The 16,929-nt window shown below is 37.3% G+C and carries 14 protein-coding genes and 1 other annotated feature; of the genes, 10 read left to right on the plus strand and 4 right to left on the minus strand.

Going from position 1 to position 16,929, the window contains the following annotated elements:
- The first annotated feature begins 69 nt into the window (after positions 1–69).
- From ACFVT8_RS15725 to ACFVT8_RS15760, 8 genes are all read left to right on the plus strand, one after another.
- Entirely contained in the window at positions 70–732 is a 663-nt protein-coding gene (locus tag ACFVT8_RS15725; RefSeq protein ID WP_387083442.1) for a ribonuclease H family protein, read from the plus strand.
- Between the two features lie 430 nt (positions 733–1,162).
- Positions 1,163–2,083 carry a stalk domain-containing protein gene (locus tag ACFVT8_RS15730; RefSeq protein WP_387083443.1) on the plus strand — a complete coding sequence of 307 codons (921 nt, stop codon included), beginning with the start codon at positions 1,163–1,165 and terminating at the stop codon, positions 2,081–2,083.
- A gap of 181 nt (positions 2,084–2,264) precedes the next feature.
- Positions 2,265–3,302 (plus strand): LCP family protein, encoded by a 1,038-nt coding sequence (locus ACFVT8_RS15735; RefSeq protein ID WP_387083444.1) that lies wholly within the window; start codon positions 2,265–2,267, stop codon positions 3,300–3,302.
- Between the two features lie 148 nt (positions 3,303–3,450).
- A complete protein-coding gene (locus ACFVT8_RS15740; protein WP_387083445.1) occupies positions 3,451–4,956 on the plus strand; it encodes a coproporphyrinogen III oxidase in 1,506 nt (501 codons plus the stop codon).
- Positions 4,957–5,142: 186 nt separating this feature from the next.
- A complete protein-coding gene (locus ACFVT8_RS15745; protein ID WP_387083446.1) occupies positions 5,143–6,297 on the plus strand; it encodes a glycerate kinase in 1,155 nt (384 codons plus the stop codon).
- A gap of 74 nt (positions 6,298–6,371) precedes the next feature.
- On the plus strand, positions 6,372–7,580 hold the full coding sequence (locus ACFVT8_RS15750) for an MBL fold metallo-hydrolase (protein ID WP_387083447.1): 1,209 nt from the start codon (positions 6,372–6,374) through the stop codon (positions 7,578–7,580).
- Positions 7,567–7,815 carry a DUF3006 domain-containing protein gene (locus tag ACFVT8_RS15755; protein ID WP_387083448.1) on the plus strand — a complete coding sequence of 83 codons (249 nt, stop codon included), beginning with the start codon at positions 7,567–7,569 and terminating at the stop codon, positions 7,813–7,815. The genes ACFVT8_RS15750 and ACFVT8_RS15755 overlap by 14 nt, the downstream gene beginning before the upstream one ends.
- A 164-nt stretch (positions 7,816–7,979) precedes the next feature.
- The gene (locus ACFVT8_RS15760; RefSeq protein ID WP_387083449.1) at positions 7,980–8,768 is read left to right on the plus strand and encodes an HAD family hydrolase; all 789 of its coding nucleotides are present in this window, start codon (positions 7,980–7,982) and stop codon (positions 8,766–8,768) included.
- Positions 8,769–9,041: 273 nt separating this feature from the next.
- Here ACFVT8_RS15760 and ACFVT8_RS15765 read toward each other — a convergent pair whose 3' ends face one another.
- The 3 genes from ACFVT8_RS15765 to serA form a co-directional block, all read right to left on the minus strand.
- The gene (locus tag ACFVT8_RS15765) at positions 9,042–9,974 is read right to left on the minus strand and encodes a hypothetical protein (RefSeq protein WP_387083450.1); all 933 of its coding nucleotides are present in this window, start codon (positions 9,972–9,974) and stop codon (positions 9,042–9,044) included.
- Positions 9,961–10,458 (minus strand): RNA polymerase sigma factor, encoded by a 498-nt coding sequence (locus ACFVT8_RS15770; RefSeq protein ID WP_387083451.1) that lies wholly within the window; start codon positions 10,456–10,458, stop codon positions 9,961–9,963. Before ACFVT8_RS15770 ends, ACFVT8_RS15765 begins: the two co-directional genes overlap by 14 nt.
- 243 nt (positions 10,459–10,701) lie before the next feature.
- Positions 10,702–12,309 (minus strand): phosphoglycerate dehydrogenase, encoded by a 1,608-nt coding sequence (gene serA, locus ACFVT8_RS15775; protein WP_387083452.1) that lies wholly within the window; start codon positions 12,307–12,309, stop codon positions 10,702–10,704.
- A gap of 160 nt (positions 12,310–12,469) precedes the next feature.
- Positions 12,470–12,709, minus strand: a binding site (T-box leader).
- A 406-nt stretch (positions 12,710–13,115) separates the two neighbouring features.
- Between serA and ACFVT8_RS15780 the strand changes: the two genes are divergently transcribed.
- On the plus strand, positions 13,116–14,765 hold the full coding sequence (locus ACFVT8_RS15780; protein WP_387083453.1) for an FAD-binding dehydrogenase: 1,650 nt from the start codon (positions 13,116–13,118) through the stop codon (positions 14,763–14,765).
- 209 nt (positions 14,766–14,974) lie between these two features.
- Here the strand turns inward: ACFVT8_RS15780 and trhO are convergent, their stop codons facing one another.
- Positions 14,975–15,946, minus strand: coding sequence for an oxygen-dependent tRNA uridine(34) hydroxylase TrhO (gene trhO / locus ACFVT8_RS15785; protein WP_387083454.1), 972 nt, complete (start codon positions 15,944–15,946; stop codon positions 14,975–14,977).
- A 140-nt stretch (positions 15,947–16,086) separates the two neighbouring features.
- Between trhO and ACFVT8_RS15790 the strand changes: the two genes are divergently transcribed.
- Complete coding sequence (locus tag ACFVT8_RS15790) at positions 16,087–16,869, plus strand: enoyl-CoA hydratase (RefSeq protein WP_387083455.1); 783 nt, start codon at positions 16,087–16,089, stop codon at positions 16,867–16,869.
- Positions 16,870–16,929: the final 60 nt, after the last annotated feature.

Here is a 16,929-nt window from a genome sequence, read left to right on the forward strand (position 1 = left end):
AAAACGTGTTTCCGCAAGCCGGAGCACGTTTTCAATTTATGGCTCAATATCTATTGGAGGTTATATATTATGCATGTAATCATTGAATGGACCTATAAAGCGAAAAAGGGTGCGGAAACTGTTTTACGTTCAGAAGAAATGCCAGCAGCTCAAGCATTACTACTTGCAGAGGACATGGAGCGAACAGGGAGAGTAAAATCACTGCATTGTATCGATCGACAAGATACAAATTGGTCTTTAAAGGAACTGAAGGCATATTTAAAGGAAATTGACACTGAGCCACACAATATTACAGTCTATTTCGATGGTGGCTTTGATCTTGCAACAAAACAATCGGGGCTAGGCTGTGCGATTTATTATGAGCAAAATGGCAAACCATATCGATTAAGACAAAATTCTTTTTCGGCAGAGCTAAAATCTAACAATGAGGCAGAATACGCAGCACTTTATTTGGGGTTAGTTGAGCTTGAATTATTGAACGTTCATCATTTGCCAGTTTGTTTCACTGGTGATTCCCAAGTCGTTATCAATCAATTGAGTGGGGAATGGCCAGCACTTGAAAAGAATCTATCTAGCTGGGCAGATAAAATTGATGCAAAGCTAGAGGAGCTCAGTATCCAGCCAGAGTACAAGCTTATATCACGAAAAGAAAATTCTGAGGCCGATCGTCTTGCCACTCAAGCATTAAACGGTATCGATATTACAGGATTAAGGGAAATGATTAAGGAGTAGGTATTAGACACTTCAAAAGAAAAGAGGCTAGGACAGAACTAGTCAAAACTTTAAAAAGTGCGAGAAATCAATGTTAGAAAATTGATCTCTCGCACTTTTCTTATGTTAAATTTCATGACCAAGGATCTTATCGCTACGCTTTCGCAAAAAACATTTGTCGCTGTCGCTACGTTGCACTACGCTTTCGCACAAAAAACATTTATTACCTGGACACCAAAGAAAGGTCTCCTTCCGGTACGAAAATCACCCTTACGCCCTGGTGTTGGTCTGATTATTAACTTATCGAAAAAAATTATTCCATTCGTAATTGCTAATCACAAGAAATATTTACTGGTAAATGGCTTTTATCACAAATTTTCCTGTTTTTAATGAAACTTTTACCATTCCTAAACTACTACTACTACGAACCTAATAATTAAGGAGAGATTTTATGAACATGAAAAAATTTGCGCCTGCAGCAATGACAGCATTTTTAGTTGGAAGTTTAGCAATACCAGTCGCTTCGGCAAATGAAAAACAGACAGAGGCAGAACAGCAAGTACCACAAATTCAAATTGACCCTGTTCACATTTTCAATACTACTTATGGAACCATTGAAAAAGTTAATTCTAGTGAAAACATTACATATTTCACTGTAAAAGATGGCGATCAAACAAACATTTTAGAGATAGCAAAGGATACACTCGTTTTCGATAATACAGGTAAAAAAGTGGAACTTAAAGAAGGGGATAAAGTAGTAGCTTATACATTTGCAAACAAGCCACAAAAATTAATTTATCCACCACAATTCAATCCTGATGTTGTCATTGTTGAAACGAAGGAAGCTGGATTTGTTGAAGTTGATTACTTCTTTGAAAGCCTAACAAATACTTATGATATGTTAAAATTAAGCATTGGTGAAAACACGGAGCTTCTAAATAAGAAGGGAGAGAAAGTTGCAGCTAAAGATTTAGCAGAGAAGAACTTAGTTGTTTTCTATACAGCTTCAACAAAAAGTATCCCAGCTCAAACAACACCTTCGAAAGTAATTGTTCTTGATGACGAGTCTGAAAATACAACTGAAAATACTGTAGAAGCCGAAATAGCACAAATAATCGCGACAGATTACTATGAAGTCGATGGAACAAAAATGGTTCCATTGCGTTTGATTGCCGAAAAGCGGGGCTATAAAGTAGAGTCGACAGGTAAAGGTGCAATTATATCTAAAGGTAATTTATCTTACACAATTACTCGCGGAGAAAAAATGTTTGGTTATAACAAAGCATTACGTCCATTAAATGGAGCACCTGCTTTGTTAGAAGCAAATAAAACATATGTACCAGTTGAATTTGTAGAGGAATACTTAAAATAATTTAAAAAATCCCTGTAAAGGTAGATTTGCCTTTATAGGGGTTTTTGCGCTTTTTGGAAGGATTCTAAATAAATTTATTTCCAGATATAATCATTTAAGGAAACTTGAGAGGGCGATCATCGTCTTATTCAAGAAGAGAATGACTTTACTTCAGGAATTCAAATAGAAGAGAGGATTTAATGTGGAAAGAAAAACAAGGAGCTCTAAAAAAGCGAAACCTAAGAATAAAGTAATGAAAATAACCTTACTAGTAATCATAATTTTATTGTTAAGTGTAACTAGTTATGGAACTTATGCGTTTGTTAAATTTAAAAATGCCTATGATAGTTCAAAGATCGACTTAAATAGAGAAGGAAATAAATCAGATCTTAGGGAAGAGGATGTTTCATTTTCAAAAGATCCTATCTCAATTCTATTATTAGGTATTGAAAATTATTCTAGTAAGACGAAGGATGGTCGAGCAGACACGCAAATGGTCATTACGTTGGATCCGGATACATCTGAAATTAACCTAATTACAGTACCTCGAGATGCAAGAGTTAAAATAGAAAATGCAGGGGAATATACAGGTATACATAAAATCAATGCCGCTTATAATTACGGGTCAATTACAGGCTATGGGGCAATTAAACTTCAATTAGAGACAGTTGAAAAATTCCTTAATATACCGATAGATAACTTTATTGCAGTGAATTTTGATGGCTTTAGAGATATTGTCGATGCTTTAGGCGGAGTAACAATAGACGTAAAAGAAGATTTCTGGGAAGATAATTTTTACGATAAAAAAAGAATTGAATTTCATAAAGGTGAGGCACATTTAAACGGGGAAGAGGCACTTGCATTTGTAAGAATGAGAAAAAGAGCTGTTAATGCTTCATACTCTCGCGAAGAAAGACAAAGACAATTTTTGACTGCAACAATTAATCAAGCAAAATCGACGAATACAATATTTAAAATTGGTCAAATTGCAGATATTTTAGGGAAAAACGTAGAAACAGATTTAAACTCTAATGAAATCTACGCTCTCCAAAAGCAATATTTAAATTCCAAAAACATATCTACTAAAACATTAGAAATAAAAGGAGAAGATCAGTATATCGGCACAGTTTCTTATTTTATGCCTGATATGGAAAACTTGGAGAAAATAAGTATGGAATTAAGAAAAACTCTTAAAGTAAAAGAAGAAAAATTCAAAACAAATGCAGTTATTGAAAGATAAAAAATAAGAGTCCATTTTGAAAATTTTTCAAAATGGATTTTTCTTGTAAATGACAGAATGTTCTGTTATTAATTGCGGCTTTGCTTATCGTTATGAAAATTTGTTAAACTATTGGTGCTGTAATTTTTGAGAGAAAAGAGCGAAGAAAATGAAATTTATTCACATAGATCAAAAATATCCTGAGGATTGGATTCGCGTATTAAATCATATTGCGAATTTATTTTTTGAGGATTCCAAGCTAAAAGTGGAGTCTGAAGGAACAGATATGGCAGTATCATTCGAATATAACGTTGGGGATGATTTTTCGATTTCTACAAAAGCTGCACTTGAGGTTGACGGTAAGCGTTATACGAATGACTATCGTATTCAATACGAATCTGAGGTTGAAGGACGTGAGCTAAATATTCGTATGAAGCGTGCTTTGTCTCACGTATTTTTAGATGTGTTAGAGCAACATACGGGAATGCATCAGCAATGGGGAATTTTAACGGGAGTGCGCCCAACTAAGCTTTACCATAAATTCCGAAAGGAAGGTAAGAGCGAGGAAGAAATTGCTGATATTCTTATCCGTGATTTCCGCTTGTCTGAGGAAAAGGTAGCTTTACTAAATGAAATAGTTGATCGTCAGTTAGTGACGATTCCTGATATAGATAAAATTGGTGAAGAAATAAGTATTTATATCGGTATTCCTTTTTGTCCGACTAAATGTGCTTACTGCACGTTCCCAGCGTATGCGATTGGCAGCAATCGAAAGCAAGGACGTGTTGCTACATTTTTAGATGGGCTGCATATAGAATTACGTGAAATGGGGAAATGGCTGAAGGAAAATAATATGAAAATCACGTCCATTTATTGGGGTGGTGGTACACCGACATCTATCGAGGCACATGAAATGGATGCATTGTATCAGACGATGCATGATTCCTTCCCACATCCTGAAACAATCCGTGAAGTAACTGTCGAAGCGGGCAGACCTGATACGATTACACCTGAAAAACTAGAAGTATTAAAAAAATGGGGCATTGACCGAATAAGTGTTAATCCACAATCGTATACAGATGAAACACTTAAAGCAATTGGTCGTCATCATACGGTACAGGAAACAATTGATAAGTTTTGGTTAGCGCGTGAATCAGGCATGAATAATATTAACATGGATTTAATTATTGGTTTACCGAATGAAGGAATTGAGGAGTTCCAGAATTCATTAGATGAATCTGCAAAAATGCAGCCAGAATCTTTAACGGTACACACATTATCATTTAAGCGTGCATCGGAAATGACACGTAATAAAGATAAGTACAAGGTAGCAGACCGTGATACTGTTGCACAAATGATGCATATGGCACAAGTATGGACGAAGGAAAATAATTATGCACCATACTATTTATATCGTCAAAAAAATATTTTAGGCAATTTAGAAAATGTCGGCTACAGTAAAGCTGGTGAAGAAAGCATCTATAATATTGTCATAATGGAAGAAGTGCAGACTATTTTAGGGATTGGCTGTGGAGCCTCTTCTAAATTTGTTCATCCTGAAACAGGGAAGATTACACAGTTCCATAATCCAAAGGATCCAGCTGCCTACATCATGACGTTTGAAGAGGCGATCGGTAAAAAAATCGAGTTTTTAGATGAATTATATAAGTCATAAAAAAGATGGCAATCTGACGTGATGTTCAGATTGTCTCTTTTATTCCGATAAATCTCGATAATGTTCCGATAAAGTTGGAAAACATTCCGATAAAATTAAAAATCATTCCGATAAATCTCTAGTATGTTGTTAGTCTGAATTATAATGATTGAAAGCACCTAACTTAAATGATTGGGGGTATAAAATATGAAAGTCGTTATTAGTCCAGACTCCTATAAGGGGACTTTGTCGGCCATCGAGGTGGCTAGTGCAATGCAAGCAGGTATATTGGATGTTGATCCATCGATTGAAACAGTCATTTTACCAGTTGCAGACGGTGGAGAAGGTACACTAGAATCACTTGTTGCCTCAACAGATGGTCAGTATATTTCACAACATGTGTTGGACCCATTGGGCAGAGAAATCAAAGTGAAGTATGGTGTTCTCGGTGATAAAGAAACATGCGTTATTGAAATGGCTCAAGCATCTGGCATTATGCTGTTACAGGAGAAGGAAAAAAATCCTGAGCTTGCATCGACATATGGGACGGGTCAGCTAATCAAGGCTGCTCTTGATGAAGGGTTTAGGGAATTTATTATCGGAATTGGCGGTAGTGCTACAAATGATGCTGGTATTGGCATGTTAAAGGCACTTGGACTGCAATTAAAAAAAGAAGACGGCACTTTAATTGCTGAAGGGGTTTCGGCACTTTTAGATTTAGCTTTAATTGATGTTAGTCAGATAGATCCCCGATTGGCTGAAGCGAAATTTATTATTGCCTGTGATGTAGATAATCCATTGATTGGAGAGCGAGGGGCAACAGCTATTTTTGGACCTCAAAAAGGTGTAAAAGAACATCAAATTGCTTATTTTGATAGCTGCTTAAAGCAATTTGCAGACCTTGTTGAAAAGCAATTCGACATCCGACTACACGACTACAAAGGGGCAGGTGCTGCAGGTGGAATGGGAGGCGCATTAATAGCTTTTTTAAACGGTAGTTTTCATGCAGGTATTGAGATTGTGATGAATGCAGTACAGTTAAAAAAACATTTAGAAGGTGCCGGATTTGTTATTACTGGTGAAGGGAAATCGGATCGTCAAACATTACATGGGAAAGCACCATTGGGGGTAGCTAAGGCTGCAACATCTGCGAATGTACAGGCTATCTTATTGTCAGGGGCAATAGAAGAAAATGATAAACCTGAATTACTCAAATACTTTACGGTTGTTGAATCATTAGTAGATGAAAATATTAGTGTTCAACAGGCAATGCAAGAACCCTATTATTTTATTCGCATGAAAACAAAGAGGATCTTTGAGTCTTACGTACAAATGGCGAAAGGATTAATACCGGAACAATGACAGGTGACGAAAGAGAGCAGCCCATGGTTAGCTCTCTTTTTTGTATAATAGAAAAATAGAAAGGAAGTTAGTAAATGAAAAAATTAATAGTAGTGCTCCTTTGTATTTTTTTATTAGCAGGCTGTACGGAAACATTAAATACGGAGAAAGTATCTGTCACTGCAGGACATGAAATGCGCGTACATTTTATTGATGTAGGACAAGGAGATTCAATTTTTATTGAATCGCCAAATGGCAAGACAATACTTGTTGATGGAGGCGTTAAAGGAGCTGGTCAAGAGGTTGTTTCGTATTTGAAAGAGCTTGGTGTGAATAAGATCGATATAGTGGTCGCAACCCATCCTGATGCAGACCATATTGGTGGTTTAATTCCTGTGATAAATTCGATAGATATTGGGCAATTTTATGATTCAGGGAAGGTACATACATCTCAAACCTTTGAAGAAATGCTGACACTTATTGATACGAAGAATATTCCTTATAATGTTCCGAAAACAGGCGATAGTATAGCGTTTGATGATGATATTAATGTGAAGGTGTTAAACGCCAATGAAAATGCAACAGATAATAATGATGCTTCCATTGTTTTAAAAATTGCTTATGGCAATGTATCATTTTTATTAACAGCTGACGCGGGAATAGCGTTAGAAAAAGAGATGATGCAGAGCGATGTGAAAGCAACAATCTTAAAGGCAGGTCATCATGGCTCTAACACGAGTAGCTCTGCGGAGTTTATTCAGGCAGTACATCCTGAGGTGACGATTTTAAGCTATGGAGAGGGCAATAAGTATGGTCATCCTCATGCTGAAGTAGTTGATCGTTTACAAGCAATTGGCAGTAAAATTTACGCAACTGCAGAAGCAGGGACTGTTATCGTATCAACAGATGGGGTAAACTATGACGTGAATTCGAAAGAAATGTCAGGAGCAAGTGTCTCATCATCCAAAACAACTAGTACAAGTGTCTCAGCTCCAAAAACAACTAGTGCAAGTGTTGAGATTGTTAGTAAGGATTTAATAGAAGAAATTGTAGGCATTAAAAATAATGGTAATGAAGCAGTGTCTTTAAAAGATTGGCAGCTTATATCAGTTGAAGGGGATCAAGTTTTTAACTTTCCAAATGTGACATTGCAGCCAGGGAAAACGATTTATGTCACAAGTGGCTCAAATGCACGAGAAGGTCAAAATTATTTAAAATGGACAAAGAAACAAATTTGGTTGAATGATGGGGATGCTGCACAATTACGTAATGCGAAAGGGGAACTTATTAGTGAGCTCGACTAAATACACCTTAGACCGTATTGAAGATGGATATGCAGTTTTTTTGAAGTACCCAGAGGAAGAGGAACAGCTAATCATTTTACAATCTGCCATGAATAAACCAGTACAGGTTGGCGATCGTGTGCTAATTGAAGAAATTGACGGCATCTATCAAATTGAAATTTTAAAAGAAGAAACTGAGCAGAAAAAAGCCGAAATACAAAGCTTAATGGACAGATTGCGTAAGAAAAATCAATAGTCACAAAAATGAATAAGTGCTGGGGATAGGCTCATCACTAGAAGATGGTGGTGAGCCTATATTTTACTGTCCAACTTGAGCACGAAAATGCCTAAAACGCTATGCTAAATATTTTGAATATATGCTAAAATAATTATACTAATAGGAAGCTAGGAGCTGACACAATGTCAATTAACACAATTATTTTTGATTTAGATGATACGCTATTATGGGATAAAAAGTCCGTCAAAACAGCATTTGAGAAAACGTGTGAATATGCAGCAACTATACATAAAGTAAATCCGGTTGAGCTAGAGGAAGCTGTACGTAAAGAAGCACGTGCACTTTACGAAGGCTATGAAACATATGATTATACGGTGTTAATTGGCATTAACTCATTCGAAGGACTTTGGGGCACATTCGATGATCCAACAGATTCTTTCCAAAAAATGAAAAATATCGTACCAGGTTATCGTACAGAAGCATGGACAAAAGGCTTAGCAGCTCTTGGCATTGATGATGCACAGCTAGGAGCGGAGCTAGGGGAACGCTTTGTTGCAGAGCGTAAAGTGGCTCAATTCTTATATGAAGATACTTTTAATGTATTAGATAAACTAAAAGGAAAATATCAACTCGTATTACTGACAAATGGAGCACCAAGTCTACAAAATTTAAAGCTGGAAATTACACCAGAAATCGCGCCATATTTTGACCATATTATTATCTCTGGGGACTTTGGTAAAGGGAAACCAGATGCCTCTATTTTCGAGTATGTTATGGAGAAAGCAAGTATTACAGCAGACGATGCGGTAATGGTTGGAGACAACTTAAATACTGATATTTTAGGATCATCTCGTGTAGGTATGCGCAACGTTTGGATTAATCGTGAAAACAATGTACCAAATGGCGTTGTCACTCCAACATATGAGGTTGATTCTTTAACTGCATTATTAGAACTTGTAAATAAGCTATAAGTAAAAATGTACTGATTCATTAGAGGATCAGTACTTTTTTTGGACAAAAATTAATATGTTCCAGAGGGGCTTTCAGCGCAAGCTCATCCCACAGAAGCTGCCGCTCTCCGGCGTGAGGGCGGTCACCATAGCTTAGAATTCTTCACGGAAGCGAAAAATATTTGTATAGCGTTGAAGTGAGGGCTTGCATTGGGCAAATTCGGAGATGGTATCTCAGAAATGTTTCTGGGATACTTTTTTGTGAAAAAAGCTGTCCAATAACTTATTGAACAGCTAGTAGTGTATATAATTTGCAAGATATAGCGATGAAAAAGCTAATGCAATACATAGTTGAACAACGGCACTTGCTACTAGGTAGCCTCGGGGCTCACCTGCTTTTTTACGATAATAAATTTGCATAATAGAGTAGAGCGTAAATAAGCTATATATAATTGTAGCGTGTATGGAATGCATCAATAAATAAATTGCGAATAACATACCTGCAAACAAAACTAACATGATAGCGTTGGCGATAGCATGTTCAACTGTAGCAGCAAAAAAACGTCGTTCAATATGAGGCATTCTTTTTTTTGCAAGCCATAGTATGAAATGCATAAGCAATAAGAAGATATTTGCAATAAGAATCTTAATGGAAAGTTTATTATCATAGTAGTACTCTAGTGAATCAAATGCATGGTCAGGTTGAATTGCTTGTTCTGTTACGACATTAAAGAAAGTATCATTATTAAGCACCTTCCATTTCTCTTGAGTTCCATCAGAATAGACAATCAACACATCTTGAGGCGTAAAGTAACCATTAGCTTCCCACTGTTGAGCTGTTACTGCTACTGAAGGTGCATGTTCCATTTGTTCTTGTAGCTGACTTAAAAGTTGCTTATTTGTATAGCATTGCTGAGGTAAATAAAGGCATGAATCTTTTGCGATAAACATTTCTTTATTTTCATTGTTGTGTACATAAACTTTAGCAATTGTTTTGTTTGTATCTGTTGTCAGTGGAGAGTTAGTCGGCCCTTGGATAAAGGACAACATTAAAATAGAAAGAACTATGATAAATAACAAAGACACTGCAGGCATTTTCCAAGCTTTTTTAATTGGTCGTTTTTCTATTGTAGTAGGTGTAGTAATATTGTGCAGTATTTTTTCCTGCTGCTGCTTAGTTAATTTGAGGTCGCGTAAATGTTGCCAAGATTCCTCATTGTTCTTCATCAATTTCACCTCCAAGCTCCTTTTTTAATGCGACAAGTGCACGTTTTAATGTGTTTTTTACTTTTCCTTCATTCCAGCCGAGAACATCACAGGTTTCCTGAATGGATAAACCCTCGATTTTACGTAAAATAATGACATCTCGATAAGTGAGTTTAAGTCTACTAATTGCAAGATAAAGCGTCTTTGCATCTTCTTGTTGGATGAGCCATTGGTGTGGTGATGTTGGTTCAAGCTCTTCATGTTTGTTTAAAAACGGTACAAATTGAATAAGTCTTTTCCGGCGGTAATGATCGTAGGCTAGATTACGTGCGGTACTCCTAAGCCAAGCGAGCTCGGCACCTTCTTTGATTGTCTGCTGATATTTTAAATAGCGGGCAAATGTCTCCTGTGTGAAATCCTCCGCAAATTTCTCATCATTGAGTAAGTAGTATAAGTATTTAAAAATAGTTTGATTATGTAAGTAAAACAGCTCTTCAATCGTCAAAATGTGCACCTCCTTTACCTTAAAGACGAGTGACTTTCTGAAAAGTATCATTTTACCAAAAAAAAGCTTCTCATTAAAAAGTAGGTATGACATTGTTGAAACGTATACTATGTATATTAGTTAATTGGAGCGAGGCTATAAAAGCGCCCAGTCGGAACGGTAATCAACCCTACGTTAAGATGATAATCATCAAAAATAAAAAAAGCAGAGAGTATTTGTACTCCCTGCTTATACATCAATATATTATAGGTTAATCGCTTTTACTTCATCAATATTTTCAAGCTTTGCAACGAATGTTAAATCTTCTTCTGTTACAGTATTGTCGATTGTTAACATCATGACAGCTGTACCGCCAACTTGTGCACGACCAACTTGCATTGTTGCGATGTTTACATCTTTTTCAGCTAGCTTTGTTGCTACACGGCCGATCGCACCTGGTTTGTCAGTATTTTTAATGTAAAGAAGGTGACCTTGTGGAATAACGTCAACAACATAGTCTTCTACTTTAACAATACGTGCACCTAAACCATTTAATAATGTACCAGCAACTGTGTGTGTTTCGTTCACTGTTTTAATTTCAATCGTAATTAAGCTAGTGAAGCCTTTAGCAGTTGTTGTTTTATGTTCATTAATTTTCATGCCGATTCGTTCAGATAAGTAGCGAGCATTTACGTCATTCACATGATTACCGTGGTTTTTAGCTAATAAGCCTTTTAACGCGTTTGACGTTAATGGACGAACATCATAATTTGCTACTTCACCAGCATAAGATAAGTTGATTTCTTTTACAGGCTCAGTTGTAAGTTGAGATAAGAATGAACCTAGTTTTTCAGCTAATTCAAAGAATGGCTCGACTTGCGCAAGCAACTCTTTTGGAATAGATGGCATGTTTACTGGGTTAGTTACAGTACCTGTTTTATAGAATTTAATGATGTCGTTTGAAACGTCTACAGCTACAGACTCTTGTGCTTCGATTGTAGATGCACCTAAGTGAGGTGTTGCGATTACTTGTGGTAAAGTAAGTAGTTTGTGATCTGTTGCTGGCTCAGATACGAATACGTCAAGAGCGGCACCCGCTATTTTACCTTCTACGATTGCATCATATAAATCATCCTCATTGATAATACCGCCACGTGCACAGTTAATGATACGCACGCCATCTTTCATCATAGCGAATTTTTCTTTGTTAATAAGGTTGCGTGTTTCAGGAAGAAGTGGTGTGTGTACTGTAATGAAATCTGCAGTTGCACAAATTTCTTCAACTGTTGATTTTGTTACGCCTAACTCTTTAGCGCGTTCATCTGTTAGGAATGGATCGTATGCCATAACGTTCATGCGTTGACCTTTTGCACGATAAGCAACTTCAACACCGATACGACCGAAGCCTACAACACCTAGCGTTTTATTTTTAAGCTCAACCCCAACATAAGATTTACGATCCCATTTACCATTTTTAAGTGTATTGAATGCTTGTGGGATGTGACGAGCAAGTGAAGTCATCATTGCAATAGTATGCTCAGCAGCAGAGTTAGTGTTACCGTCTGGTGCATTTACAACGATAATACCATGTTCAGTTGCAGCAGTTAGGTCAATGTTGTCTACACCTACTCCAGCACGTCCGATAAGTTTTAAGTTTTTAGCCGCTTCAATTACTTCACGTGTAACTGTTGTTTGAGAACGTACTAGTAAAACATCTACATCCGCAATTTTTGCGATTAATTCTTCTGGTGCAAGACCAGTATCGACAATGATATTTAAGTCTAAATCTTGTTCTTGTCGTAGTGGGAAAATACCATCTTCACTTAGTGGGTCAGCGATAAATACGTTAATTGTTTTTGTTGCAGTAGTCATTTGTAATTAGCTCCTTTTAATAAAAATTTTAGTGTTCTTTATATACGAAACAGTCTGAATTTTGTAAAACTAAATATCTTACAGCATGCAAACAATCTCCTTTCTAGAATAAAAAACAATAAAAAAGCCTTTCGCGCCTTACAAACACAAAGATTGTGTTGTAAGGGGCGAAAGGCTGTATAGACATTGGTTCGCGGTACCACCCTTAATCACTGCTTGAAAGATTTCTAGCAGTCTTAGCAATATGCGTAACGTGCATGTGACGGATAAGCTTACTTTGGAGATGTTCGGCTTATCTATTCAGGAGTGGAACTATTATCGTAGAAATCACTGATTTACACCAACCATCAGCTCTCTTTGGATTTTCTTGCGACTAGCATGTCTCCGTCGTTATATTTTCGTGTGATTAAATTTGTTAACATCATAATCCTTATTGTTCACCTTTGTCAACAATATTTCTGAAAAAGATTAAAAATAGTGACTTTAAAAGTCTGGAAAATACCAAAATACGAATATTGATGTATTTTGTTTTATTCATCGTCCGTCTTTTCGCGGAGGACAATGAAAGCACTACCGATATATGTTAAGTCAGATTACATGGGCGTTTAAGAAATATTTGAGACCGAAAATTATATGGGAATAAACTGGTATTAAATGGATTGAACGGTTGGGAACTTTCGTTGTTTAGAGGAGGAAAGCGAACATTATTTATTGTCACATTTTTGTCAAAATTTCAATGTGTAGGAGGTAAACGATCAATTAGAGAAGAATGTAAGTAATTAAGATTGATTTTTAGGGGGCGTAAAATGATGTATGATGTAGCAATTGTCGGTGCAGGACTAGCAGGATTAGTAGCTGCTTGTGAGTTAGTGGATGCAAAGAAAAAAATTGTTTTAGTAGATCAAGAACCTGAAAATTCAATGGGGGGACAGGCATTTTGGTCCTTTGGCGGTATATTTTTAGTGAATTCACCTGAGCAAAGAAGGCTTGGTATTAAGGATAGTAAAGAGCTCGCCTGGCAGGATTGGCAAGGGACGGCTGGCTTTGATCGCTTGGAGGATGAAGATTCCTGGGCGTATAAATGGGCAAGGGCTTATGTAGACTTTGCAGCTGGTGAAAAATATAGTTGGTTAAAATCTATGGGCATTAAGTTTTTTCCTGTCGTCGGTTGGGCAGAACGTGGAGGATCATTAGCAGGCGGCCACGGAAATTCGGTACCTAGATTTCATGTCGTTTGGGGAACAGGGCCAGGCATTGTAAAACCGTTTGTTGAAAAAGTGAAAAAGGCCATAAAGGATGGATATATAGATTTTAAACCTAGACATCGTGTAGATGAGTTTATTCTACAAGGTGGAAAGATCACAGGGATTAGTGGAACAGTTTTGGCTCAAAGCTATGCAATTCGCGGTGAAAAAAGCTCTAGGTTAGGCATTGGCGAATTTTCTTATGAAGCTGGAGCGGTTATCGTGGCTAGCGGTGGAATAGGTGCAAATTTTGATTTAATCAGAAAAAATTGGCCAGCTAGACTCGGTACACCACCCAAAAATATGGTTAGTGGTGTGCCTGCTTATGTAGATGGCAGAATGTTAGAAATTACCGAGCATGCAGGGGGGCGTATCGTTAATCGAGACCGCATGTGGCATTATACAGAAGGCTTGAAAAACTGGGATCCTATTTGGCCAAATCACGGCATTCGAATTTTACCTGGCCCTTCATCATTATGGTTTGATGCAGAAGGCAATAGATTTGGAGCACCAAATTTTCCGGGCTTTGATACGTTAAGCACATTAGAGGCAATTCAAAAAACAGGTTATGATTACTCGTGGTTTATTTTAACTGAAAAAATTATTGAAAAAGAATTTGCATTATCAGGCTCTGAACAAAATCCTGATTTAACAAATAAAAGTATTAGTGATGTTTTGAAACGTGTTTTGCCAGGAGCTCCAGGTCCCATCCAGGCATTTAAAAATCATGGTGAGGATTTTGTGATTTCTAATGATTTAAAGGAGTTAGTTGAAGGGATGAACAAGTTGGCTGGCAATAGCCTTCTTGATTTTATTAAAATAAAAGAGCAAATTATAGCAAGGGATCGTGAAATGGACAATAAATTTACAAAGGACTTACAGGTAAATGCTATTCATGGGGCAAGAAACTATGTTGGTGATAAATTTGTGCGCGTTGCGAAGCCCCATAAAATATTAGATCCACAAAATTGGCCACTTATTGCAGTACGTTTAAATATTTTAACGCGTAAAACATTAGGAGGCTTACAGACAAATTTGAATGGTGCTGTGTTAGGAATGGATGGTCAGCCTGTACCCGGTTTATTTGCAGCTGGGGAAGTTAGTGGTTTTGGCGGTGGCGGTGTACATGGCTACCGTGCTTTAGAAGGGACATTTGTTGGTGGGTGTTTATTTAGTGGGAGACAGGTAGGGCGTTACTTGGCAAAAGGATAATGAAGACAAATTTAAGTGAGATATAGAAAGCCCTGGTGAGGGGGAGATTGCTCGGGTAAGCCGAGGAAGTGATCGGGTGCCGTAGGAAATGCTTTGGAACCAAAAATATCTGCTCAGGTAAACGCGCAATTACTCACCCTTTACAGACAAGTAAGAGTAACCAAAAAATATGAAAGAGCATCACCACAAATGGATGATGCTCTTTTTTCTTATAAAGAAGAATTTTGAACTTCAGCGATTTTAACGATTTGTTTCTCAATCTGCTCTTTTGTCCAACCATTCTCTTCAACAAAGAAGTTGCGTTCTGCGCGGCGGCATTCGTCTGAACAGCTACGCATATAGAAGGACTCATGCTTTTCCTCACAAAGCATTAATTTATGGCATTCAGGATTTGCGCAGTTTGTATAACGTTCTGTCGGTTCACCAGTGAAGAAATCCTTGCCGACAATCACATGCTCGACCTGATTAATCGGTACACTACGACGTCGATCAAAGACAAACATTTGTCCATCCCATAGTTGACCTTTAACCTTAGGGTCTTTAGCATACGTGGCAATTCCACCGTGTAACTGACCAACACTTTCTCCATAGCCTTCACGTTTTAACCAGCCAGAGAATTTTTCACAGCGAATACCACCTGTGCAGTAAGTTAAGATTTTCTTGCCATCAAAATCTTCTTTATGAGCCTCCATCCAATCAGGTAGGTCACGGAAGTTTTCAATATCTGGACGCACGGCACCACGGAAATGTCCAAGGTCATATTCATAATCATTACGTGCATCAATAATTACCGTATTATCCTCCTGCATACGTTTCATAAATTCCTTTGGTGATAAATAATCTCCTGTTATTTCTAAAGGATTAATATCATCGTTCAAACCAAGGTGTACAATCTCTCTACGAGGACGCACATGCATTTTTTTAAAGGCATGCCCTTCAACTTCATCTATTTTCCACATTATATCGCTAAAACGGGGGTCTGCCTTCATATGATTCATGTAAGCATCAGTTTGCTCGACTGTACCTGAAACCGTTCCATTAATCCCCTCGTATCCAACTAAAATACGACCAAGAAGTCCGATTTCTTTACAAACTGCTAAATGTTCCTCTGCGAATGCTACAGGGTCTTCAATAGCTATATATTTATAATAAAGTAATACACGATAGTCTTTCTGTGTCACAATCATTAACCACCTTTAAATCAATATTCGTCATTAAATATAGCATATCAAGTGCTATTTTGCGTAGGATAGAAGGAGTTTTCTAAAAAAGCACGAATAGTACATAGTGAATGACTATTCATATTTGGGGGTGTATTGGGATGGAATTTTCAACAATTACATTAGAAAAATTAGAACGCCGTGCAACATTAACTTTAAATCGACCACATGCCATGAACGCCATGGACGATGTGATGATGCGTGAACTAGCAGAATGCTTTGAAGCACTACAGCAAGAACAAGAAATACAAATTCTCGTTATTCGTGGGGAAGGAAAAGTCTTTTCTGCAGGTGGCGATATTAAAGCGATGCTAGATCCAAATAAGCCACTTGATATTAATGTGGCCATGGTTTATTTAACACGTATCGTCAAGGCATATTATCAGCTACCGATGATCGTCATTGCAGCAGTTCATGGAGCGTCAGCTGGATTAGGATTTAGTCTAGCGCTAGGTGCAGACATTGTTGTGGCATGTGAAAATAGTAAGCTCGCTATGAATTTCATAGGCATAGGGCTCATTCCTGATGGTGGTGGTCATTTCTTTATGAAGGAACGTGTGGGCACTGTCAAAGCTAAACAAATGATTTGGGAAGGTAAAGTATTAACTGCATCAGAAGCACATGATGAAGGGTTAATTGATTACGTTGCACCAGATGGAACTGTTTTTGCAATTACTGACCAACTAGTTGGAAAAATGCTTGCTTCTCCAATTGCATCGATGATTACGACTAAAAAAATTCTACATGCTCAAAATTTACCGCAATTAGAGAGTGTTTTATCAATGGAAGCAGAGGGGCAAGCAGCGATGCGTAAAACGGCCGATCATTTAGAGGGAATCCATGCGTTTGTAGAGAAAAGAGCACCTGCCTTTGTAGGAAAATGAATTAACTTCTTTTCAATAATTGTTAAAAGTAAAAGGCGCGTAGTAAAATTTACTACGTGC

Source organism: Lysinibacillus sp. NPDC058147 (genome assembly GCF_042884205.1).
In the GTDB taxonomy this organism is placed as follows: Bacteria; Bacillota; Bacilli; order Bacillales_A; family Planococcaceae; genus Lysinibacillus.

Excerpts from the sequence above, each read along its gene's own strand:
- ACFVT8_RS15760 (WP_387083449.1), top strand. The coding sequence starts at position 7,980 with ATGTCAATTAACACAATTATTTTTGATTTAGATGATACGCTATTATGG.
- ACFVT8_RS15740 (WP_387083445.1), top strand. The coding sequence starts at position 3,451 with ATGAAATTTATTCACATAGATCAAAAATATCCTGAGGATTGGATTCGC.
- ACFVT8_RS15765 (WP_387083450.1), bottom strand. The coding sequence starts at position 9,974 with ATGAAGAACAATGAGGAATCTTGGCAACATTTACGCGACCTCAAATTA.
- ACFVT8_RS15790 (WP_387083455.1), top strand. The coding sequence starts at position 16,087 with ATGGAATTTTCAACAATTACATTAGAAAAATTAGAACGCCGTGCAACA.
- ACFVT8_RS15725 (WP_387083442.1), top strand. The coding sequence starts at position 70 with ATGCATGTAATCATTGAATGGACCTATAAAGCGAAAAAGGGTGCGGAA.
- ACFVT8_RS15780 (WP_387083453.1), top strand. The coding sequence starts at position 13,116 with ATGATGTATGATGTAGCAATTGTCGGTGCAGGACTAGCAGGATTAGTA.
- serA (WP_387083452.1), bottom strand. The coding sequence starts at position 12,309 with ATGACTACTGCAACAAAAACAATTAACGTATTTATCGCTGACCCACTA.
- ACFVT8_RS15745 (WP_387083446.1), top strand. The coding sequence starts at position 5,143 with ATGAAAGTCGTTATTAGTCCAGACTCCTATAAGGGGACTTTGTCGGCC.
- ACFVT8_RS15730 (WP_387083443.1), top strand. The coding sequence starts at position 1,163 with ATGAACATGAAAAAATTTGCGCCTGCAGCAATGACAGCATTTTTAGTT.
- ACFVT8_RS15750 (WP_387083447.1), top strand. The coding sequence starts at position 6,372 with ATGAAAAAATTAATAGTAGTGCTCCTTTGTATTTTTTTATTAGCAGGC.